This is a genomic window from Curtobacterium sp. CFBP9011, from assembly GCF_034045095.1.
Taxonomy (GTDB): Bacteria; Actinomycetota; Actinomycetes; order Actinomycetales; family Microbacteriaceae; genus Curtobacterium.
In genome coordinates this window covers 340,264-361,697 of record NZ_JAXCWN010000004.1, presented here as the reverse complement: position 1 = coordinate 361,697, position 21,434 = coordinate 340,264, and the positions used below count along the sequence as shown (strand labels likewise).

The following is a 21,434-nucleotide window of genomic DNA, read 5'->3' as shown; positions in this document are numbered from 1 at the left end:
GCGCTGCGTTCCTCGAGGACGGGCAGCGCCGGACCTGGAGCGGTCCGGCGCTGCCCGGGCGTCTGCTCAGAACTGCCAGTTGCCCGTGTCGGGGAACGACGTCTTGCCGTTGAACGTCTGGACCGCAGACTGCGGGTTGACTCCCGGGCGGAACCGCACCGGCACGTCTGCCCTGCCGTACCGGTCGGCGACGGCGGTCGTCGTCACGCCGTTGGTCGTGACGGAGACCGTCGCACCCGGCAGGGCCTCGTACTCGAGCACGTGGTCGAAGCGACCGGCGCGGACGTCACGGACGATGCGGTCGATCTGTCGTTCGGTCGTCTGCTCGATGGCCTGCGGCACGGCTGCCTGGCCGAAGTCGACGTGCACCGGGACGACCGGGGCGCCGCCGGTCGTCGTGATGCCGAAGTCCTCCGCGTCGAGGCCGGTCCCCTTCACCAGGAACCGCCCGGGACGGCTCGGCGAGGACCAGTCGGACGAGATCACGGCGTCCACGACCTGGCCGTCCTGCACGAGCTTCAGGTTCGTGACCCGGTCCACGTCCACCACGATCAGGACGGACCGCGGGTTGGGCACCACCGTCACGTTGGTGACCGGCGAGGTCGTCTCCGCCCCGGGTTGGCCGGGCGTGGAGGACGAGGCGGTGGTGACGGGAGCGGCCTGCGCGGCGACGGGTGCGAGCACCAGGCCGGCGCCGACGAGCGCGGTGGCGCCGGCGACCAGGAGTCGGGATCGGTTCATGGGATGTCCTGTTCTGCGAGGGGAACGACTCGGAGCGAGCCGAGGCGATCCTCCAGAACAGCGCTGACAACATCCGGTATGTGATGTTCACTAGGACGTCGGTGCTTTCTGCGGCAGCGAGCCGAGCGGACGGGGGCGGCCTGAGCCGGGCAGCGCCGGACCGAGTGCGGTCCGTCGCTGCCCGGGCGCCTGCTCAGAACTGCCAGTCACCGGTGAACGGGACGGAGGTCTTGCCGTTGATCGTCTGGACAGAGGACTGCTCGTTGAAGCCGGGACGGAAGTGCACTTCGACCTTCGCGATGCCGTAGCGGTCGGCGACGGCCGACGTGGTGACACCGTTCGTCGTGACCGACACCGTGGCCCCCGGCAGTGCCCCGAACTCGATGACGTGGTCGAAGTGGCCGGACTCCACGGCGAAGGCGAGCCGCTCGATCTGGCGTTCGGTCAGACGATCGAACGACTGCGGCACGGCTGCCTGACCGAAGTCGACGTGCACCGGGTAGACCGGAGCGCCGCCAGCCGTCGAGATGCCGAGGTCCTCCTCGTCGAGGCCGACCCCCTTCACCACGAAGTGCCCGGGTCGGCTCGGCGACTGCCAGTCCGAGGTGCTGGGCGCGTCGAAGGCCTCGCCGTTGCGGAGCACCTCCAGGTCGGTGACCCGGTCGACGTCGACGTCGAGGATGACGTACTCCGGGAAGTGGCGGACCGTCACGTTGGTGACCGGCGAGGTCGTCTCTGCCCCGGGCTGGCCGGGCTGGCCGGGCTGCCCGGGCGTGGAGGACGAGGCGGTGGTGACGGGAGCGGCCTGCGCGGCGACGGGTGCGAGCACCAGGCCGGCGCCGACGAGTGCGGTGGCGCCGGCGACCAGGAGTCGGGATCGGTTCATGAGGATGTCCTGTTCTACGAGGGGAACGACTCGGATCGAGCCGAGGCGATCTTCCAGAACAGCGCTGACAACATCCGGTATGTGATGTTTGCCGCCGACCTCAGGCGGGGTCGTCACCCTTCGGCTTCCGCCACCAGGGCAGCTCGTCCTCCGGGATCTGGTCCGTCGTGTCCCAGGGGGTTGCTCGTCGCGCGGGTCGTGCGGGCGGCTCCGGGTCGACGTCGTCGCGCCCGGCGACGAACTCCTCGGTGCTCCAGGGGAACGCCGGCTGCTCGTCGGTCCGTGGGACGGGAGGCGTCTCCCGCCGCTCCGCAGGACCCGCTGCGGCCTCGACGGACGAGCGGTCCGCCGAGCGGCCGACGGTGCCGGCACCGTCGGTGCCACCGGCCCCACCGGCCCCACCGGCCCCACCGGCCCCACCGGCCCCACCGGCCCCACCGGCCCCACCGGCACGGTGACGCAGGTCATCCGCCCGGCCACGGAGCCCGCCAGCACGGTCGCGGAGGTCACCCGCGCGGTCCCGCGCACCGGACGCCGCTGCGCGGAGCCGTGCCCGGACGCTGCCGACGGCGTCGCCGGCCCTCGCGCCCAGACCGTGAGCACCCGGCGTGCGGGTGTCCTGGTCCGCCTGAGCTGCCGACCGGTCCGGCAGTCGCTCGGCCGCGACGGCGTCGGTCCGGGCCCAGTCCGGCAGGTCGACGTCGGTCACGGCGGGCTGCACGGCGGGCTGCACGGCGTCGGACGCCGGCGGGATCGCCGGCGGCTCACCAGCCCGGGCAGTCTCGGCGGATGCGGCAGTCTCGGCGGCCCGGGCGGTCACGGCGGATCCGTCAGTCTCGGCGGCTCGCGCGGTCGCGGCGCGCTCCGGGGCCCCCGACACACCCCGATCGTGGTCCGTCCCCGCGTGCGCCGTCGTCACGGCGTCGTGCTGCTCGTCGACCGAGAAGCGGTGGACCTCCGTGGTCCGCCCGGCTCCGGCGGACTCGAGCGCGGCGATGAGCGAGCCGCCCTCCGTGGTCGCGTCCGCGGCGGCGAGGTCGTCCTCGGTCTCGTGCCACCGCTCCCCGATCCACGACCGCTCGGGCAGACGCACGAGGTCGCTGCCGATCGCGAGGGCGACGACGGCGGGCAGGCCGATCTCGAGCGCTGCGAAGGCCCCGACCGACCAGGCGTGCGGCCCGACCTCGGCGAGACGCCCCGGTCCGACGGACCCCGACGACAGCCAGGCGATCCCGCCGATGACGATGCCAGCGACGAGTCCGGTGGCGACGCCCCCGAGGGCCCGGTACAGCGCGGAGTCCGCCGCGCCGAGCAACCGCACCAGACGCGGCCGCATCAGCCCGCCCACCGCGAAGCCCGCGACGACGGGGACCAGGATCCAGACCAGACCGAACGTGTGCCCGGAGGTGGGCAGTGCCCCGAGGACGGGGATCGCCGGCACCGGGCCGAGGGCCGTGCCGATCGGCGACACGGCCGAACCGGCGCCGATGGCGAAGCCCGGCCCGACCAGCCAGGCGGTGGCCCAGGCGACGAAGTCGGGGATGAACGCGAGCTGCCCGACGGTCAGGGTGAAGCCGCCGACCAGCCCGGCATGCGAGCGCTCGTAGAGGGTGATGACCTCGGCGAAGGACACCAGCAGCACCAGGCCGACGAGCACCGCGGCGACCGCGACGACGCACGCGGTCGCGACCGTGCCGGCGCGCAGGCCGAACCCGACGACGACACGCCACACGCCGGGGATCCGGTCGACCAGGGCGACGACCCGGGCGGTGACCGGGTCCGCGGCCAGGCCCCGGCGGCGGCGACAGACCTCGGCGGAGACGACGGCTGGGATCCCGAACCAGAGCGCCGGGGAGACGACGGCCTGCCAGGTGGTGGGATGGCTGGCCGCGGTGGTGGAGCTCAGCGCGACCAGCAGTCCGAGGACGGCGACGGCGGCGGTGCCTACCAGGATCCCGGTCACCCGGTGCTCGGTCTCGGCGAACCGGCGTCCGGCCCGGGCCCCGAGCCAGGCGGTGACGACGGCGAGCCCGAGGGCGGCGAGGCTCACCCCGATCGGTGCGGAGGCTCCGGACAACCCGGTCGCCTTCGCGGCGGCGGCGCCGAGGCTGAACGACACGTCGACGCCGTGCCCGATCAGCCAGACGTTGCCGGCAGCGGTCCAGAACACGTTCCAGTCGACCTGCAGCCCGTACTCGAACGCCCACAGCAGCGTGAGCGGGACGAGTGCGATGCCCACGCCGACGCCGACCGTCACGATCGCTTCGATCACGGCGAGCAGAGCGGTTCCCAGGCGGTTCATCGCAGCGAGGATACGGCCGCCACCTCCGCGCCGGCCGGTGCCGCGCGGCTCCGGCGGAACACCGGTGTTCGTCGGTCACATCGCGTCCGGACGCGGCGCGATCGACGAACACCGGTGTTGTGCACGGCGCGGCCGACGGAGACCCGCCGACGGAACGACGGGAGGCGCGGTGCCAGCCGGCACCGCGCCTCCTGTCCGTGGGGGATTGCGACTACTTCGCCGCGACGACCTCGCGCAGCAGCGCCGCGGTCTCGGACGGGGTCTTGCCGACCTTGACGCCCGCGGCCTCGAGCGCCTGCTTCTTCGCCTCGGCCGTGCCGGCGGAACCGGAGACGATCGCGCCGGCGTGGCCCATCGTCTTGCCCTCCGGCGCGGTGAAGCCCGCGACGTAGCCGACGACCGGCTTCGTGACGTGCGCCTTGATGTAGTCGGCGGCACGCTCTTCGGCGTCGCCACCGATCTCACCGATCATGACGATGGCCTCGGTCTCGGGGTCCGCCTCGAACGCGGCGAGCGCGTCGATGTGCGTCGTCCCGATGACCGGGTCGCCGCCGATGCCGATGGCGGTCGAGAAGCCCAGGTCACGCAGCTCGTACATCATCTGGTAGGTCAGCGTGCCGGACTTCGACACGAGACCGATCGGGCCCTTGCCGGTGATCGTCGCCGGGGTGATGCCGACGAGCGACTCCCCCGGGGTGATGATGCCCGGGCAGTTCGGGCCGATGATCCGGGTCTTCGCGCCGAGGGCCTTGGCGTGTGCCCAGAACTCGGCGGAGTCCTGCACCGGGATGCCCTCGGTGATGACGACGACGAGGGGGATCTCGGCGTCGATGGCCTCCATCACGGCGTCCTTCGCGAACGCCGGCGGGACGAAGACGATCGAGACGTCGGCACCGGTGGTGTCGATGGCTTCACGCACCGAGCCGAAGACCGGCAGCTCGACGTCGCCGTGCGTGACGGTGGTGCCGGCCTTGCGGGCGTTGACACCGCCGACGACCTGCGTGCCGGCCTTGAGCATGAGGGCGGTGTGCTTCGTGCCCTCACCGCCCGTGATGCCCTGGACGATGACCTTGGAGTCCTTGTTGAGGAAGATCGACATGGTCAGTCCCTTCAGGCCGCTGCGGCGGCGAGTTCGGCGGCCTTCTCGGCCGCGTCGTCCATGGTCGCGGCGACGGTGACCAGCGGGTGTGCTGCCTCCGCCAGGATCCGTCGGCCCTCTTCCACGTTGTTGCCGTCCAGGCGGACGACGAGCGGCTTGGTGGCCGCGTCGCCGAGGATGCCCAGTGCGGCGACGATGCCGTTCGCGACGGCGTCGCAGGCGGTGATGCCGCCGAAGACGTTCACGAAGACGCTCTTCACCTGCGGGTCGCCGAGGATGACGTCGAGGCCGTTGGCCATGACCTCTGCCGAGGCGCCGCCGCCGATGTCGAGGAAGTTGGCGGGCTTCACGCCGCCGTGGCGCTCACCGGCGTAGGCGACGACGTCGAGCGTCGACATGACGAGCCCGGCACCGTTGCCGATGACGCCGACCTGGCCGTCGAGCTTGACGTAGTTCAGGCCGTGCGCCTTCGCCTTGGCCTCGAGCGGGTCCTCGCTCGCGGTGTCCTCGAGTGCCCCGTGCCCCTCGTGGCGGAAGTCGGCGTTCTCGTCGAGCGTGACCTTGCCGTCGAGCGCCAGGATCTGGCCGTCGGCCGTGCGGACGAGGGGGTTCACCTCGACCAGGGTGGCGTCCTCGCCCGCGAAGACGTCGTACAGCTTCACGAAGACGCCGGCGACCTGCTCGACGAGTTCGTCCGGGAACCCGGCCTGGCGCGCGATGGCCTCGCCCGCCTCCTGGTTGATGCCGGTCAGCGGGTTGACCTCGACCCGGGCGAGTGCCTCGGGCTTCTCGACCGCGAGCTGCTCGATCTCCATGCCGCCCTCGACACTGACGAGCGACAGGTACGAGCGGTTGGCCCGGTCGAGCAGCACCGAGAAGTAGAACTCCTCGGCGATGTCGGCGCCCTGGGCGACCATCACACGCTGGACGGTGTGGCCCTTGATGTCGAGGCCGAGGATCGCCTGCGCGTGCGCGAACGCCTCGTCCGGGGTCTTCGCGACCTTGACGCCGCCCGCCTTGCCGCGGCCGCCGACCTTCACCTGCGCCTTGACGACGACCACGCCGCCGATCTGCTCGGCTGCGGCCTTCGCCTGCTCTGGGGTGTCGGCGATGATGCCCTGCAGCACAGGGACGCCGTAGGACTCGAAGAGGTCCCTGGCCTGGTACTCGAAAAGATCCACGCTGTTCTTCTTCCCGCACGGTTCGTGCGATCGGCATCGGTCATCGGGTCGCAGCACTCTCCATCGAGGGTCGCTCGATGTCGAGACAACGGCCGCGTCCGAGCCTAGCGCCGGCAGGTGGACGGACGGTTCCGCCGCCGGCAACCTGTGGAGAACCGCCGGGACGACCGCCGGGACGACCGGGGTACAGGTCGCTCGTCCGCGGTGCGCAGTCCCCGAACGGCCCGCCAGCGCAGCGCGGGCACGGTCGATCAGGTGCAGAACGAACTCCGTACCCGTGCCGCCGACGTCTTCGGTTGGGAACTCCGCGACGCGCAGCAGACCGTGGTCGACGCGGTCCTCGCCGGACGCGACGCCATCGCCCTGATGCCGACCGGCTCGGGCAAGTCCGCGATCTACCAGGTCGCCGCCCTCGCCCTCGACGGCCCCGTCGTCGTGGTCTCGCCGCTCGTGGCCCTGCAGGAGGACCAGGTCGTCGGCATCGAGGACCACCCGGACGCACCGCGTGCCGTGACCATCAACGCCACCCGGGCGCACCGGGAGCTCGACGACGCGTGGCAGGCCGTCGCGTCCGGTGAGGCCCGCTACGTCTTCCTCGCGCCGGAGCAGCTCGCCAAGGACGAGGTCGTGGACCGGCTGCGCGAAGCCGGCGTCGCCCTGGTCACGGTCGACGAGGCGCACTGCGTCTCCAGCTGGGGCCACGACTTCCGCCCGGACTACCTGGTCCTCGGGGAGGTCGTCGAACGCCTCGGCCGCCCGCCGGTCCTGGCGATGACCGCGACCGGTTCGACCCCGGTCCGCACCGAGATCGTCGAACGGCTCGGCATGCGCGACCCGCTCGTCGTGGCCACCGGGTTCGACCGGCCGAACCTGCGCTTGGAGGTGCAGCGCCACACCGACGAGGTGGCGAAGCGCGAGGCGGTCGTCGAGCAGGTCGTGGGGCTCGAGGGCGCGGGCATCGTCTACGTCGCCACCCGGGCCGAGACCCTCGTCTACGCCGACGAACTCGTCGAGAGCGGCCGTCGTGCGAAGGCGTACCACGCGGGTCTCCGGGTGCGGGACCGGGAGCACGTGCACCACGAGTTCCTGGACGGCGAACTGGACGTCGTCGTCGCCACGAGTGCGTTCGGCATGGGCATCGACAAGCCCGACGTCCGCTTCGTCGTGCACGCCGACGTGCCCGAGTCCGTCGACGCCTACTACCAGGAGGTCGGCCGGGCCGGTCGGGACGGCGACGTCGGACTCGCCACCCTGCACTACCGGTCCGAGGACCTCGGGCTCCGCCGGTTCTTCGCGTCCGGGTCGCCCCGTCCGGCGTCACTCCGCGCGGTGTTCGACGCGGTGCCCGCCGACGGCACGGTCGCCCGCTCCGAGGTCGCCGAGCGGGCCGGGCTCGCCGCCCGCACCGCGGGTCGCGTGGTGAACACGCTGGTGGACGCCGGCGCGCTGATCGACGACCGCGGCGGCCTGCGTCGCGCGCCGGACGGCCCGGCCGACGCCGTCGCCGCGGCCGAGCTCGCCAAGCGGCACGCGAAGGAACGGGAGCGCGTCGAGGAGTCCCGCATCGAGATGATGCGGCGCTTCGCCGAGACGACCGGCTGTCGTCGGCAGTTCCTGCTCGGCTACTTCGGCGACGAACTGCCCGAGCCGTGCGGCAACTGCGACACCTGCTCCGCCGGCACCGCCACCGACGCGGATGCCCACGGCGCCGACGGGTCGCACGACACCGAGTGGCCGCCGGACGCGCCGGTCGAGCACGCCGAGTGGGGTCGCGGCACCGTGATGAGCACCGAGGACGACCGGCTGACGGTGTTCTTCGAGTCCGCCGGCTACCGCACGCTCGCCCTGCAGGACGTCACCGAACGGCACCTGCTCGAGCGGGTCTGAACCGACTCCGCGAGCGCGTCCGTGCGCGACTCCGGCGGGTCTGGTGGGTCTGGCGGGTCTGGCGGGTGTGGCGGGGGAAGGCGCGGTCGCTCGACCACCCGTCGGCGACCGCGCTCCACTCCCCCGAGCACGTGCAGTAGACACCGGGAGGGTGACCCGTCGGTGACCACCGGGTGAACGGCGCGCGAACCGGCCACGATCGGCAGCGCCGGCCCTCGGCAGTGCGCTCCACGGCCCGCCACCACCCGCCACGTCCCCCGGGCTCCGCGCGCACTCCCACCGGCACCCGGGTACCAAGGAGCGGTGGGAAGGTCCACGCCGCACACCGCGGGACCGCCCACCACGCACCACCACGACGACCGACAGGAGCGACCATGTCCGACCCCGGAACCACCCCAGGCGACGCGTTCAGCGACGGCGTCAGCGACTCCGACGACCAGGGCCGCGCCGACGACGTCGACCGCGAGTACGTCGGCGGCTTCGAGGCCGACGACGCCGAAGAGGCACTCGAGACCGTGACGAACGACGCCGTCGCCGGCGAGACCGTCGAGCCGCAGCTCGGCGACGGCACCGACGACGGCCCCACCGGTGGCGCACCGAACGAGGGGTCGCCGGACATGTGGGAGCACGGCGACGACCGTCCCGACCTCGGTGGCGACCTGGGCACGAAGCCGCTCTGAGCGGATCGGACGAAGCAGAGCCGATCCGACGACACCGGCCGATCGGAGCACCGACCGTGACCGACCGACGGACGGGAGGCTCGGCGCGCGACGTGCGCCGGGCCTCCCGTCCGTCCCCGGGTCACCACCACGGCGACCGCGACCCGGCGCTCGGCCGGTTCCTCGCCGACAGCACGCCCGTCGCGGCCGGCGGCCGCGCGATCCTGCTGCAGATCGCGGACCCGGTGGTGGCCGCCGGGGTGCGGCGCCACTCGGACTTCGCGCGCCGACCGCAGCAGCGCCTGGCGCACACCCTGATGTACGTCTACGCCGTCGTGGTCGGGACGCCCGAGGACGCTGCCGTCGCGGCGTCGTTCGTGACGCACGCGCACCGACCGGTGACCGGCGCCGACGACCCGGACCGGCAGCTCTGGGTCGCGGCCACGCTCGTCGACTCCGCGCTCCGGACGCACCGCCTGCTCGGCAGCCCGGTCGACGACGAGCGGGCCGAGGACGTCCTCCGGGCGTACGCACCGATCGCGACCGCGCTGCGGGTGCCGGCGGAGCGGTGGCCGGACTCGATGGCGGCCTTCGAGCGGTACTGGGCGTCGACGCTCGCGCAGCTCCGGGTCACCGACGACGCCCGCGGTGTGGTGCGCGACCTGTTGCACCCGCGGCACGCACCGGCCTGGGTCCGCGCCGTGATGCCGGTCGTCCGCGTCGTCACGGTCGGGATGCTGCCGGCACCGGTCCGGACGCAGTACGGCTTCCCGTGGGGCCCGCGGGAGGTCCGTCGCTTCCGCCGGACCGTGTCGGGGCTCCGGCTGCTCCGTGCCGTCCTGCCCGGGGCGCTGCTTCGTCTGCCGGGGCCGCTGCTCCTCCGGGCCATGCACCGGACCGCCCGTCGGTACGCCGCGGCCTGAACCCGATCTGACCAGATTCTTGTCACAGCGACAAGAACAGTGCTACGGTCGGGTCATGGCAGTCGAACTCAGCACCCGGACCCGCTCCGGCCAGCCGACCACCCCGACGTTCACCACCATGCGGTTCCCCGCGGGTGAGGCACACGTCAAGGTCGCGGCCGGTCCCGACGAGTCGGCGGACGCTGCCGCCACCCAGATCCCGGCGGCGGACCTCGTCGAGGTCGCGACGCTCCGCGGCACGAGCGGCGACGACCTCGTCATGCTCGGCATGTGGGCCGACGCCGTCCGACAGCGCGGCTCCCGCTCCGTCGCCCTCGTCCCGTACCTGCCCGGCGCCCGCCAGGACCGCGGTCTGCCGTTCGGCGCGAAGGTCTACGCGGACATCCTCAACGGCTTCCACATCGACCAGGTGATCGCGTTCGACCCGCACTCGCCGGTCATCGTCGACCTGATCGCGGACCTGACCGTGGTGGCGAGCGCCCGCATCGTCCGCGACGAGGTCGTCGGCGCTCCCGGCACCGAGCAGGCCTACCAGGGCATCATCGCCCCGGACGCCGGCGCGGTCGCCCGGGCCACCGCGGCCGCCGACGCCTGCGGGCTGCCGGTGTACCGCGCCGAGAAGCACCGCAACCCGGACACCGGCAAGCTCGACGGCTTCACCTGCGAGCCGCTGCCCGACACCGGCCGGTTCCTCGTCGTCGACGACATCTGCGACGGCGGCGGCACCTTCATGGGGCTCGCGGGCAGCACCGGACTGCCGAAGGAGCGCCTGGGCCTCTGGGTCTCGCACGGCGTCTTCTCCGGCCGGGCCGCCCAGCTCGCCGACCACTTCGGCGAGATCGTCACCACCGACTCGTACCCCGCGCAGAACGCCATCGAGGGCCTGCGCACCGTCCCCCTGACCCCGTACCTCACCGAGGAGATCCGATGACGAACACGACGAGCACCACGGACACGACGACCGCCGCGGTCACGACCCCGACCACCACCGGCCTCGAGCCGCGGATCACCACCGCCAGCCCGATCGCCCCGCTCCTGGCCGTCGACGGCTACAAGCACTCGCACCGGCAGCTCTACCCCGAGGGCACCACGCGGATCCTCATCAACTGGACGAACCGGTCGAACGCGCACATGCCGGAGTCGACGCACGCGGTCGTCTTCGGGCTGCAGGCCTTCGTGCAGCGGTACCTGGTCGAGGCGTGGGCGCCGTTCTTCGCCGCCGACGAGGACCTGGTCTGCGACCTGTTCGAGCAGGCGCTCGAGGGCTACTTCGGCCCGAACACCATCGGCAGCGACCACGTCCGCGCCCTGCACCGCCTCGGCTACCTTCCCCTCGAGATCCGCGCCCTGCCCGAGGGCACCCTCGCTCCGATCGGTGTCGCGACCCTGACCGTCGAGAACACCGTCGACGCGTTCTCCTGGCTGCCGAACTACATCGAGACCGCCCTGTCGGCATCGATCTGGCACCCCTCCACCGTCGCCACGAAGGCGCTCGAGTACCGCGACCTCATGGAGGAGTGGGCCGAACGCACCGGCGCGGACCCGGCGAGCATCGACTTCGCCGCCCACGACTTCTCGTTCCGCGGGCAGACCAGCATCGAGTCCGCGGCCGCGTCCGGCGCCGGACACCTGCTCTCGTTCCTCGGCACCGACTCGATGCCGTCGCTCGACCACATCGCCCGCTACTACCCCGGCGACAACGGCTGGGTGGCGGCGAGCGTCCCGGCCACCGAGCACAGCGTGATGTGCGTCCGCGGTGCCGACGGCGAGCTCGAGACCTTCCGACAGATCCTCGACGTGTACCCGACCGGCGTCGTGTCGGCGGTCAGCGACGGCTTCGACCTGTTCAAGGTGCTCACCGAGGTGCTGCCGCAGCTCGAGGACCGCATCATGGCGCGCGACGGCAAGCTCGTCATCCGCCCCGACTCCGGCGACCCGGTCGACATCGTCACCGGCACCGTGCACGGCGTCGACGAGGCCGAGCTCTCCGCCGCCGACCGCAGCGACGAGCAGAAGGGCGTCGTGGAACTCCTCGACGAGCTGTTCGGCCACACCGTCAACGAGCTCGGCTACAAGGTCCTCGACCAGCACATCGGCGTGATCTACGGCGACAGCATCACCCTCGACCGAGCCCGCCGCATCTACGAGCGCCTGGCCGCGAAGGGCTACGCCAGCGACAACGTGGTGCTCGGCATCGGGTCGTACACGTACCAGTTCATGACCCGCGACAACCTCGGCAGCGCGGTCAAGGCCACGTGGGCACTGGTCGACGGCGAGCCGGTCGACATCCAGAAGGACCCGAAGACCGGCAGCGGCAAGAAGAGCGCGAAGGGCCGCATCGCCCTGCACCGCGACGCGACCGGCGAGATCCGGCAGACCGACCAGGCCACGCCGGAGGACGAGGCGACCAGCCTGCTCCAGCCGGTCTGGGTCGACGGGCGGTTCACGGTCCTCCAGTCATTCGCCGACGTCCGCGAGACCCTCCGTCGCGAACGGGCCGACCGCGCCGCCCGCCGCGCGGCTGCCGCCGGCACCGACACCGACCCGGTGGCGGCGACCGCGTGACCGGGGCCGCCCCGGCGGCGGTCCGCGACCAGCCGCTGATCGCCGTGGACGTGGTGCTGGTCGCGTTCGACGACGCCGGTGCGGGTGACGCAGCGGGGCCGGGCGGTCTCCGGGTCGCCACCGCCCGCCGGCGGTACGAACCGTTCGTCGGACGGGAGGCCCTGCCCGGCGTGCTCCTGGACGGTCCGGAACTCCTCGCCGACGGTGCGCGACGCGCCCTGCGGACCAAGACCGGGGTGGACGCGGCGGCGGTCCGCCACCTCGCCCAGGTCGGGGCGTTCGACGGCCCCGAGCGCGACCCGCGGAGCGCCGCGATCAGCATCGCGTTCCTGGCCGTGACCGCCGGGTCGACCGCCGTCGACGACGCCGTGCGCTGGCACGACGCGACGGACCTGCCGCTCGGGCTGCCGTTCGACCACGACCGGATCATCGCCGCGGCGCTCGACCACGCCCGGACCCGGGTCTGGTCGGACACACCGCTGACCCGGGCGCTGCTCGGCGAGCGGTTCACCACACCGGACGCGGCGCGGCTCGTCGTCGCCCTGACCGGTGTGACGCCGGACGCGGGCAACCTGAACCGGGCGCTCCGCACGAACCCGGCCCTGACCAGGCTCGACCCCGCGGTGGCACCGGTGACGCGCACCGGCACCGGGCGGGCGGGCCGTCCCCCGGCAGCCTGGACGTGGACGGGCTGAGCGCGGTTGAGTGGGGGCATGTCTGCTTCGCTGTCCGGGGACGAGTCCCTGCACCTGCCCGAGTTCGACGCTCCTCCGGCCTCGCCGCTCGACCTCGCGCGGCTCTGGCTCGACCAGGCCGGTGACCACGAGGTGTCCGAGCCGATGTCGATGACCCTCGCGACCGCCGGCGCCGACGGCCGGGTCAGCGCCCGGACCGTCGACGTCAAGCGGATCGAGGACCGCGGGCTGGTGTTCGGCACCTCGGCCGAGAGCCCGAAGGGCCGCCAGCTCGCCGAGAACCCGCACGCCGCACTGCAGGTCTACTGGCGCGAGACGATGCAGCAGCTCCGGTTCGAGGGCCGGGTCGTGCAGCTCTCCGACGAGGAGTCCGACGCCCTGTTCGCCGACCGCTCGCCGAAGTCCCGCGCCGCCACCGCGATCGCCGACCAGTCCGCCGTGCTCGAACCGCGGACGCTGCAGGACCTCATCGACGACGCCAACGAGCTGCTCGCCGAGTCCGACGACGACGTGCCCCGGCCGCCGCTCTGGGACGCGTGGCGCCTGGAGCCCGACACGGTCGAGTTCTGGCACGGCAGCCGTGACCGGATGCACCGCCGCCTGCAGTACGTGCACACCGACGGCACCTGGACGGCGACGCGGCTGCAGCCGTAGCCGCGCGGCGGTGACCCCGTCCGGCCGGGCGGGGTCACCGGCCTGGCCGCGTCAGCCGCGCCCGATCGGGTTCGGCATCTGCCCCGCCCGGATCAACGACGACGACTGGTCCGCCAGGTCGACCATCGTCAGGGTGTTCCGTAGCTGCAGCCGGTTCAGGCACGAGTGCGCGAACGACGGCACGCGGAGGTCCAGCGGCCGACGACGCTCCGGGTGCTCCGCCGCGTGCCGGTCGATGCACGCACCGACGAGCTCCCAGAACGCCGACTCCGGCAGCACCCCGTCGTCGTCGAGCACCGCGGCGAGGAACCGCAGCACGCCGTCGAACACGTCGGTGTGGACGGCGAGCGCCGCCTCGTCGTCGTCCACCGGGTGCACGATCCGCCCGATCGACTCGGGCACCGGGCGGTCGTCGTGCACGCCGAGGACCGCGACCTCCTCCCCGATGTCCTTCATGAACGCGCCCGTCACCACCGCGTCGCGGACGACGAGCACCAGGTTCTCGCCGTGCGGCATGAACGCCAGGTCGTGCACGGTCAGGCAGTGGACCACCGGCCGCAGGTACGCGTCGAGGTAGCGGCGGACCCACTCGGCGGGCTCGAGGCCGGAGGCACGGACGAGCTCCGACGCCACCGCACGCCCGTCGGCGTCCCGGTGCAGCAGCGCCGCCATCGTGAGCAGGCGCTCCCCCGGCTCGGTCCGCGGTACCGGGCTCTCCCGCCAGAGCGCGGCGAGCATCTTCCGCTGCGGTGAGCCGACGTCGACCCGGTGGTACGCGTCGCCGGTGTACCCGATGGCCGCGTGCTCCCGGAGCACCCGGAAACCGGCCGCGCGCAGGGTGGGGTCGTCGGCGACGAGCTCGGCGACCCAGTCGTTCACGGCCGGGGTCGAGCGCATGTACGCCGGCGACATCCCGCGGAGGAACCCCATGTTCTGCACCGCCAACGCCGTCTTCACGTACGAGCGCTCCGGCCGGGACCGATTGAACGTCGTCCGGATCGACTGCTGCGGCTGGTACGTGTCCGGCCCCTCGCCGAGGTCCACCAGGTCCTGCCGTCCGAGGTCCGGGGCGAAGGTCACCGCGATCCGGTGCTGCCACTGCCACGGGTGCACGGGCAGCCAGACGTACTCGTCCGGGTCGAGGCCGCGCCGGCGCAGCGTCTGCCGGAAGCGTTCGACGGTCTCCGGGTCGAGCTCGGCCGCCCAGTGCTCGGCCTCGGTGCGGTCCACGGCGAGCGCCAGGTGCGTGTGCTCGCGACGGGCGGCGAGCCACCGGTAGCGGAAGCGTCCGCCGGACTCCGGGGCGTAGGCGCGGTACTCGTCCAGGCCGAACCCGATGCGGCCGTTCGCGGCGACGAACGCGGGGTGTCCCTCGGTCATCGCGGCCTCGACGTCCTGGAAGCCCGCGACGACGTCCCCGTCGGTCCGTCCGCGGGCGAGCTGTGCGGCGGACGGACCCCCGCGGCGGTGCTTCGCGGCGGCGCTGGCGAGGGTGGACGCGATCTCCTCCAGGTAGGTGCCGACCAGGGCGTCCGGGATCCCGAGGACGTCCCGGAGCTCCAGGACCAGGTCCTGCGCGTCGAGCGGGACCGGCGGCCCGTCCGGTCCGGTGGTCCGGGTGAGCGAGGCCTCGTCGATCGACCAGTGCTCGAGCGCGTGCCGTCGGGCGCGGAACCGGTACTGCGAGGCACCGGTGTCGAGCAGCCAGCAGTCCCCGTCCGGCAGCGGCGTGACGAGCCGTTCGTGGGTGAACTCGGCGATGGCCTTGGCGACGAGGTGCCGTTCGGCGACCGCCAGGTGCTCGGGTCGCAGGTGCGCGGCGGGACCGTCGTCGTCCGGCTGCCCGATCCGCTCGGTGTCCAGGACCGAGAGCAGCGCCCGCTTGCCGTCGACGTCGACCTCCCGCAGCACCCGGAACCCCACCTCGGCGTTCTTCGCCTGCACGGCCGTGTTCCGGACGTCGGGTTCGACGACGACCCGACGGGCACCGAGGGCGTCCCGGCAGTGCTCGACGACGGTCCGCATCACCGCGCTGGTGAGGCCGTGCACCCGGCCGTCCGCGGGCGGCGGTGCGACGAGCAGGTGCATGCCGACGTCGCCGGACCGTGCCGGCCAGACGTCGGTGAGCAGCACGAGCGCCGGGTCGTACGTCTCGGCGTACGCGCACGGGTGTCCGTCGCGGACGACGAGCCAGCCGTCCTGCGCCGGGTCCGCGCCGACCGCCTGGAGGTACCGGCGCACCGCCGCCACGTCGGCCTGCTGCATGCCCCACCACGACGACGCCGGGTGCGCCAGCCAGGACCGCACCAGGGCGGCGTCCCGGTCCGGGTCCACAGGTTCGACGGACAGGAGGCCCGGGGTCGCGTCCGCGCTCATGCGGACGCCGCCTCGTGCCCGGCCCGCACCGAGGCGGGCAGACCGAACTCCTGGAAGGCGATCCGGGCCTCCAGGCCGTAGACCTCGCGCCCCGTGACGGACCGGATGATCGAGGCGTTCCGCCACGCGCCCATGCCGAGGTCCGGCGCGGTCAGGCCGTGCGTGTGCTCCTCGGCGTTCTGCACCCAGATGCGGCCGCCGAGGGTGTCGACGTGGTGGTCGCGGGCGACGGCGAGCCGGCCTCGGGAGTCGCGCTGCACCAGGTGCTCGACCGGGTCGAGGAAGCGCGGCGGACGCGGGGTGTACCCGGTGGCCAGGACGACCCGGTCGACCTCGTGCTCGTACGTCTCGCCGAGCTGCTCGTGCCGGAGCGTCAGGCGGTACGTGCCACGATCGGCGTCCCAGACCGCGTCGGTCACGCTCGTCTCGGTGCGGAGGGTCGTCGGCACCGGGCCGCGGGCGCTGATCCGGTAGAGGGTGTCGTAGACCTCGCTGACCAGGTCCGTGCTGATCCCCTTGTACAGGCTCCGCTGCTCGCGACCCAGGCGGTCGCGGACGGACTCGGGCAGGGCGTGGAAGTGGTCCGTGTACTCGGGGCTCGTCATCTCGAGCGTGAGCTTGGTGTCCTCCATCGTGAAGAACCGCGGCGACCGGGTGACCCAGTCGATCCGGTACCCGCCGTCGCGCAGCCCCTCGAGGAGGTCCAGGTACACCTCGGCCGCCGACTGTCCGCTGCCGATCACGGCGATCGACGCGGCACGCCGGAGCGCGTCGCGGTTCGGCAGGTAGTCGGCGGAGTGCACCACCGGACCGGCCAGGTCGCGGAGAGCCGGGGGCACCGACGGCTCGGTGCCGACGCCGACGACGACGTGGCGCGCCCGACGGACCTCGGTGCCGGTGGCGGTCTCGGCGGACACCGTGAACAGGTCCGTCGCGGGGTCGTGCTCCACCGCGGTCACCCGGCGACCCCAGCGCAAGGTGTCGAGTCGGTCCGCGGCCCACCGGCAGTAGGCGTCGTACTCGGAGCGCAGGGGGTGGAAGTCCTCGCGGATGTAGAAGGGGTAGAGGCGGCCGGTCTCCTTGAGCCACGCCAGGAACGAGAACGGTGAGGTCGGGTCCGCCATCGTCACGAGGTCGGCGAGGAACGGCACCTGGATCGTCGCGCCGTCGAGCATCATGCCGTGGTGCCAGGCGAAGCCGTCGGCGGCGTCGAGGAACACCGCGTCCACGTCGTCGAGCGGGTCGGTGAGGCACGCGAGGCCCAGGTTGAACGGGCCGATGCCGATCCCGACGACGTCGTGCACGTGGTCGGGGGCGGTCGGGGTCGGGGTCGGGCTGACGCTGGTGCTCATCGGTTCGCTCCGGTCGTCGTGGTGGGGGTCGTCGCACGGCGGAGGCCCTCGGCGGTCGCGACGACGTGGTCGAGCGACGCCTGCACCTGCTCGAGGGTGGTCGCCGGGTTGAGCAGCGTGAGCTTGTTGCACGGCCGTCCCGCGATCACGGTCTTGGCGATGAGCACCCGTCCCTCCGCCAGCAACGCGGCCCGGAGCGGCGCCACCATCGCGTCGGCCTCGTCGTCCGTCACGCCGGCTGGCTGCCACCGGAACAGCACCGTGCTCAGCTGCGTCGGGGCGACGAGCTCCAGGTCCGGGTGCGCCTGTACCAGCGCGTGGGTCACTGCGGCCAGGTCGATGACCGCGTCGAACGCGGTGCCGATCGCGTCGGCGCCGGAGGCCCGCAGCGTCGCCCAGAGTTTCAGGGCGTCGAACCGCCGGGTGGTCTGCAGCGACTTGTCGACCTGGTTCGGTTCGGCCGCGTCCTCCGGGTTCAGGTAGTCGGCATGCCAGGAGGCGCGGCGCAGGTCCGCCGGGTCCCGCACGACGAGCACGCTCGACGACACCGGCTGGAAGAAGGACTTGTGCAGGTCCGCCGTGACGCTCCGGGCGCGCTCGATGCCGTCGAGCAGGTGCCGCCGGGTCGGCGAGACGAGCAGCCCGCATCCGTAGGCGGCGTCGACGTGCAGCCAGACGCCCTCGAGGTCGCAGACGTCGGCGATCGGGGCGAGCGGGTCGATGACGCCGCGATCGGTCGTGCCGGCGGTCGCGACGACGGCCATCGGGGTGCGGCCGGCGGCACGCGCGTCGGCGATCGCCTGCGCCAGTGCTGCGGGGAGCATCCGACCGGCGGGGTCGGTGCGGACGTCGACCACGGCGGCGTCGGGCAGGCCGAGCAGGCGGGCGGACTTCTTGACGCTGAAGTGGGTCTCGGCGGTGGCGAAGAGGGCGAGGGTGTCGAGGGTGGCCGAGGTGCCGGTCGCCTCGATGCCCGTCGGGTCCGTCGCTGCTTCGCGGGCCAGCAGCAGTGCCTGCAGGTTCGACTGGGACCCGCCCGAGGTGAAGACGCCGTCCCCGGCCGCGAAGCCGATCCGCCGGGCGAGCCAGTCGACCACGTGCCGCTCGATGTCGGTGCCGATGCGGGACTGGTCCCAGGTGTCGACCGAGGGGTTGACGGCGGCCAAGACGGCCTCGGCGGCGACCGCGGGCAGGGCGACCGGGCAGTTCAGGTGGGCGAGGTAGCCGGGGGTGTGGAACCACACCGCTTCCTGCACGAAGAGCTCGTCGAGTTCGGCGAGGGCGCGGTCGGTACCGATGGCTGGGGCGTCGAGGTCGACGGCGCCCACGCGGCGGTGCAGCTCGGCGGCCGGGGTGCTCGTGGTCGGCAGGTCGGCGGCGGCGATCCGGGCAGCGAGCCGGTCGACTGTCGCACCGACGGCCTCCCGGTAGTGCTGGGCAGAGTCGGGACTGATCATGTCGAGAGGTGTCACGTTAGGTGAGGCTAACCTTACCTCTGCTCCTTGTCACCCGTCCGAGGGGGTCGGGCGTGGCGGACACGAGCAGCCCTCGACAGCGCGCGGCGGTAGCGTCGGACCATGCCGGCCGCACCACGCACCACCGTCCGCACCGCCGTCGACCAGGACGCCCCGGGGATCGCCGACGTGCACGTGCAGGCGTGGCGTGAGGCCTACGCCCACCTGCTGCCCGCCGCGTTCCTCGCCTCGCTCGACCCCGTCGCACGGACCACCCGGTGGCGGCGCGTCCTGGCCGACCCCGACGTCACGGTCCCGGTCGCGGAGCAGGACGGCACCGTCGTGGGGTGGGCGACCGCGGGTCCCGGTCGCGACGAGCACCCCGTCCGCAGCCGTGAGCTCGAGGGCATCTACGTCCTGGCCGCCGCCTACGGGTCCGGGGCCGGTCAGATGCTCCTCGACGCGGTGCTCGGCGACGTGCCGGCGTACCTCTGGGTCGCGGACGACAACCCCCGTGCAAAGGCGTTCTACGCGCGCAACGGCTTCCGCCGTGACGGAGCGACCAAGACCGAGCACCTCGGCGACAACGCCCTCGTCGCGGTCCGCATGGTCCGCTGACGCCGGCGCCAGGCGCTGCCGCTGCCGCTGCCGCTGCCGCTGCCGCCTCAGGCGATCATGAACTCCCGCGGCTCCAGCGCCCGACCGACGATCCGGACGTCCCCGATCGAGCCGACGAACACCTGGTCGAGCACGCCGCCGTAGCGGTACCCGCCGAGCAGCCAGGGCTTGCCGACGGTGCTCAGCCCCCAGTTCCGCGTCGACGGGTTCCGCACCACGGGGCACCCGTCGACGTACAGCACGGTGTGGGTCCGGTCGTTCACCACGGCGACGTGCCACCACTGCCCGAGGGGCAGCTCGTGTCCCCAGTTCGTGAGCGACCCGTCCTGGCTCGCCGGGTAGACGCACCACTGCAGCTCGCGGTCGCCGGACAGGCTGAGCGTCACGGCGGGTTCGTCCGGGTCGCCGTCGCTCGAGCGGGCCTTGCCGACCTGCCCCGCGCTCGAGTACTGGGACAGCAGCGCGCTGAACCCGTTCGCGCTCGGGTCGAACGTGGTCGGCAGTGAGAAGAACGCCTCCACCGTGTACCCGTGGGCGAAGTGTTCGGCGTTGAGCGGTGCGGCGTCGACGGTCTGCAGGTGCTGACCGCCGGGCTTGCCGCCCTGCAGCACCAGGCTGCCGGCGCCCGGTTGGTCGGGGTGGTGTGCCGTCGACCAGCGCAGCGCTCCGGCGACCGCGCCGCGCCGCGCGGCGACCACCAGGTCGTTCCCGTGGCCGCTCTGGTCGCGCACCCGGCTGGACGACGCCAGCGTCGTGCCGTCGGCGTTGCCGTCGAACCGCCAGTACGCGAGCGTCCCCGGCACGAGCATGCGTGCCGCCGGACGGGAGGCCCGTGGTGCGACCGGCGCGAACCCCGCGAACCGTGCGTCGAAGTCCACGGCCATGGTGAACCGGTCGACGTCGCCGCTGAGTCGGAGCTCCTGCGCGGCCAGCTCGTTCGTGTCGTCGAGTCCGCCGCCGAGGAGGAACGGCGAGAGCGTCTCGACGTCGATGACGTTCCGCTCGAGGTCGACGTGGTACAGCCGGATCATGGCCGCGCCGCCGTAGTAGCGGTTCTGGTAGTTCGTCAGGTGCAGTGCGACGTCGTGCCCGGCGGCGTTCTGCTTCGTGGTGCGCCCCGGGCCCCAGTAGTGCCCGTTGAGGGTGAGGAACACCTGGTCGTGCTGCGCGATGAAGGCGTCCCAGAGCTGCTGCCCGTAGGCGTCGAACGCGGCACCTCCGGTCGGGTCCGAGTCGACGAGCGTGTGGGTGGTGAGGATCACCGGCGCGTGCGGTCGGGCGGCGAGCACCGAGCTGGCCCAGGCGAGGCCGCCGGCACTCGTGTGCCAGTCGAGCGCCAGCACGACCCACTCGCGGCCGCCCGCCGTGAACCGGTGCGCGCTGTTGTACCCGTCCGGGCTCGACCCGATCCAGCTCGACGAGCGTCGGAACCGCTGCGGGCCGAACACGTCCAGGTACGGCGTCCGGCCACGCTGGTCGTCCGTCGACGAGTCGATGTCGTGGTTGCCGGCGAGCACGCTGTACGGCGCCCCCGCCCGGTCGAGCACGTCGAAGACCGAGCCGGCCGCCTGCATCTCGGACGCCGCGCCGTTCTGCGTCAGGTCGCCGAGGTGCACGAGGAACACCGTGTTGTGCCGGGACTGCTCGCGGACCACGTACTCGAGCGACGCACGCATCGGTGCCTCGTCCACCGCGGCGCCGTCGAACATGTACTGCGTGTCCGGCATCACCGCGACGGTGAAGCGGGGCGACGTGGTGTCCGGCTTCCAGCGCCCGGTGTGCCCGGTGTGCGCCGCGGATGCGACCGACTGCGCCGCGTGCGCTGCCGCACCGGGTACCGCCAGCGAGGTACCGGTCAGGGGCTCCGCGACGGCCGGCGCACTGCCGAGTCCGTTGACGGCGGCGAGGCCGGCGGCACCGGCCAGGCCCGAGCCGACGAGGAAGCCGCGGCGCGAAACAGGGGTGCGATCGGGGTCACGAGGAGTGTTCTGCACAGTCCCGGACGGTAGCCACCGGCGGGGAACACCTCGGGGCCGTCCGGT

General features: G+C 73.0%; 17 protein-coding genes. 8 read left to right on the top strand and 9 right to left on the bottom strand.

What is annotated here, in order from left to right; translation table 11 throughout:
* Positions 1-66 precede the first annotated feature (66 nt).
* From SOM35_RS11385 to sucC, 5 genes are all read right to left on the bottom strand, one after another.
* Positions 67-741, bottom strand: a complete 675-nt coding sequence (locus SOM35_RS11385; RefSeq protein WP_111073867.1) for a hypothetical protein — start codon at positions 739-741, stop codon at positions 67-69.
* 193 nt (positions 742-934) lie between these two features.
* Entirely contained in the window at positions 935-1,627 is a 693-nt protein-coding gene (locus SOM35_RS11380; protein WP_320515458.1) for a hypothetical protein, read from the bottom strand.
* A gap of 100 nt (positions 1,628-1,727) precedes the next feature.
* Positions 1,728-3,929, bottom strand: coding sequence for a cell division protein PerM (locus SOM35_RS11375; protein WP_320515457.1), 2,202 nt, complete (start codon positions 3,927-3,929; stop codon positions 1,728-1,730).
* A gap of 211 nt (positions 3,930-4,140) precedes the next feature.
* Complete coding sequence (sucD, locus tag SOM35_RS11370; RefSeq protein WP_111073870.1) at positions 4,141-5,028, bottom strand: succinate--CoA ligase subunit alpha; 888 nt, start codon at positions 5,026-5,028, stop codon at positions 4,141-4,143.
* Positions 5,029-5,039: 11 nt separating this feature from the next.
* The gene (sucC, locus tag SOM35_RS11365) at positions 5,040-6,209 is read right to left on the bottom strand and encodes an ADP-forming succinate--CoA ligase subunit beta (protein WP_320515456.1); all 1,170 of its coding nucleotides are present in this window, start codon (positions 6,207-6,209) and stop codon (positions 5,040-5,042) included.
* Between the two features lie 255 nt (positions 6,210-6,464).
* Here sucC and SOM35_RS11360 point away from each other — a divergent pair, with 255 nt between their 5' ends.
* The 7 genes from SOM35_RS11360 (at position 6,465) to SOM35_RS11330 (ending at position 13,592) form a co-directional block, all read left to right on the top strand.
* Complete coding sequence (locus tag SOM35_RS11360; protein ID WP_320515455.1) at positions 6,465-8,096, top strand: RecQ family ATP-dependent DNA helicase; 1,632 nt, start codon at positions 6,465-6,467, stop codon at positions 8,094-8,096.
* A 374-nt stretch (positions 8,097-8,470) separates the two neighbouring features.
* A complete protein-coding gene (locus SOM35_RS11355; RefSeq protein WP_221850165.1) occupies positions 8,471-8,776 on the top strand; it encodes a hypothetical protein in 306 nt (101 codons plus the stop codon).
* 56 nt (positions 8,777-8,832) lie between these two features.
* Complete coding sequence (locus tag SOM35_RS11350) at positions 8,833-9,678, top strand: oxygenase MpaB family protein (protein WP_320515454.1); 846 nt, start codon at positions 8,833-8,835, stop codon at positions 9,676-9,678.
* 55 nt (positions 9,679-9,733) lie between these two features.
* Positions 9,734-10,609, top strand: a complete 876-nt coding sequence (locus tag SOM35_RS11345) for a ribose-phosphate pyrophosphokinase (protein ID WP_320515453.1) — start codon at positions 9,734-9,736, stop codon at positions 10,607-10,609.
* Positions 10,606-12,243 (top strand): nicotinate phosphoribosyltransferase, encoded by a 1,638-nt coding sequence (locus SOM35_RS11340; protein WP_320515452.1) that lies wholly within the window; start codon positions 10,606-10,608, stop codon positions 12,241-12,243. Before SOM35_RS11345 ends, SOM35_RS11340 begins: the two co-directional genes overlap by 4 nt.
* The gene (locus SOM35_RS11335; RefSeq protein ID WP_320515451.1) at positions 12,240-12,938 is read left to right on the top strand and encodes an NUDIX domain-containing protein; all 699 of its coding nucleotides are present in this window, start codon (positions 12,240-12,242) and stop codon (positions 12,936-12,938) included. Before SOM35_RS11340 ends, SOM35_RS11335 begins: the two co-directional genes overlap by 4 nt.
* Positions 12,939-12,956: 18 nt before the next feature.
* A complete protein-coding gene (locus SOM35_RS11330) occupies positions 12,957-13,592 on the top strand; it encodes a pyridoxine/pyridoxamine 5'-phosphate oxidase (protein WP_221850160.1) in 636 nt (211 codons plus the stop codon).
* A gap of 51 nt (positions 13,593-13,643) precedes the next feature.
* On the opposite strand, the gene SOM35_RS11325 is transcribed toward SOM35_RS11330, so the two are convergent.
* Genes SOM35_RS11325 through SOM35_RS11315 form a run of 3 tightly spaced genes read right to left on the bottom strand, consistent with a single transcriptional unit; the run spans position 13,644 to position 18,792 of the window.
* Positions 13,644-15,968, bottom strand: a complete 2,325-nt coding sequence (locus SOM35_RS11325; protein ID WP_320515450.1) for a GNAT family N-acetyltransferase — start codon at positions 15,966-15,968, stop codon at positions 13,644-13,646.
* A complete protein-coding gene (locus SOM35_RS11320) occupies positions 15,965-17,320 on the bottom strand; it encodes a lysine N(6)-hydroxylase/L-ornithine N(5)-oxygenase family protein (RefSeq protein ID WP_320515449.1) in 1,356 nt (451 codons plus the stop codon). The genes SOM35_RS11325 and SOM35_RS11320 overlap by 4 nt, the downstream gene beginning before the upstream one ends.
* On the bottom strand, positions 17,317-18,792 hold the full coding sequence (locus tag SOM35_RS11315) for a pyridoxal phosphate-dependent decarboxylase family protein (protein ID WP_414648568.1): 1,476 nt from the start codon (positions 18,790-18,792) through the stop codon (positions 17,317-17,319). The genes SOM35_RS11320 and SOM35_RS11315 overlap by 4 nt, the downstream gene beginning before the upstream one ends.
* A gap of 105 nt (positions 18,793-18,897) precedes the next feature.
* Between SOM35_RS11315 and SOM35_RS11310 the strand changes: the two genes are divergently transcribed.
* The gene (locus tag SOM35_RS11310) at positions 18,898-19,392 is read left to right on the top strand and encodes a GNAT family N-acetyltransferase (RefSeq protein WP_320515448.1); all 495 of its coding nucleotides are present in this window, start codon (positions 18,898-18,900) and stop codon (positions 19,390-19,392) included.
* A 47-nt stretch (positions 19,393-19,439) separates the two neighbouring features.
* On the opposite strand, the gene SOM35_RS11305 is transcribed toward SOM35_RS11310, so the two are convergent.
* Positions 19,440-21,386 carry a LamG-like jellyroll fold domain-containing protein gene (locus tag SOM35_RS11305; RefSeq protein ID WP_320515447.1) on the bottom strand — a complete coding sequence of 649 codons (1,947 nt, stop codon included), beginning with the start codon at positions 21,384-21,386 and terminating at the stop codon, positions 19,440-19,442.
* Positions 21,387-21,434: the final 48 nt, after the last annotated feature.

What these genes read in the sequence shown, in the direction of transcription:
- SOM35_RS11385 (WP_111073867.1), bottom strand. Translation starts at nt 741, where the DNA reads ATGAACCGATCCCGACTCCTGGTCGCCGGCGCCACCGCGCTCGTCGGC.
- SOM35_RS11380 (WP_320515458.1), bottom strand. Translation starts at nt 1,627, where the DNA reads ATGAACCGATCCCGACTCCTGGTCGCCGGCGCCACCGCACTCGTCGGC.
- SOM35_RS11375 (WP_320515457.1), bottom strand. Translation starts at nt 3,929, where the DNA reads ATGAACCGCCTGGGAACCGCTCTGCTCGCCGTGATCGAAGCGATCGTG.
- sucD (WP_111073870.1), bottom strand. Translation starts at nt 5,028, where the DNA reads ATGTCGATCTTCCTCAACAAGGACTCCAAGGTCATCGTCCAGGGCATC.
- SOM35_RS11355 (WP_221850165.1), top strand. Translation starts at nt 8,471, where the DNA reads ATGTCCGACCCCGGAACCACCCCAGGCGACGCGTTCAGCGACGGCGTC.
- SOM35_RS11345 (WP_320515453.1), top strand. Translation starts at nt 9,734, where the DNA reads ATGGCAGTCGAACTCAGCACCCGGACCCGCTCCGGCCAGCCGACCACC.
- SOM35_RS11340 (WP_320515452.1), top strand. Translation starts at nt 10,606, where the DNA reads ATGACGAACACGACGAGCACCACGGACACGACGACCGCCGCGGTCACG.
- SOM35_RS11330 (WP_221850160.1), top strand. Translation starts at nt 12,957, where the DNA reads ATGTCTGCTTCGCTGTCCGGGGACGAGTCCCTGCACCTGCCCGAGTTC.
- SOM35_RS11325 (WP_320515450.1), bottom strand. Translation starts at nt 15,968, where the DNA reads ATGAGCGCGGACGCGACCCCGGGCCTCCTGTCCGTCGAACCTGTGGAC.
- SOM35_RS11320 (WP_320515449.1), bottom strand. Translation starts at nt 17,320, where the DNA reads ATGAGCACCAGCGTCAGCCCGACCCCGACCCCGACCGCCCCCGACCAC.
- SOM35_RS11310 (WP_320515448.1), top strand. Translation starts at nt 18,898, where the DNA reads ATGCCGGCCGCACCACGCACCACCGTCCGCACCGCCGTCGACCAGGAC.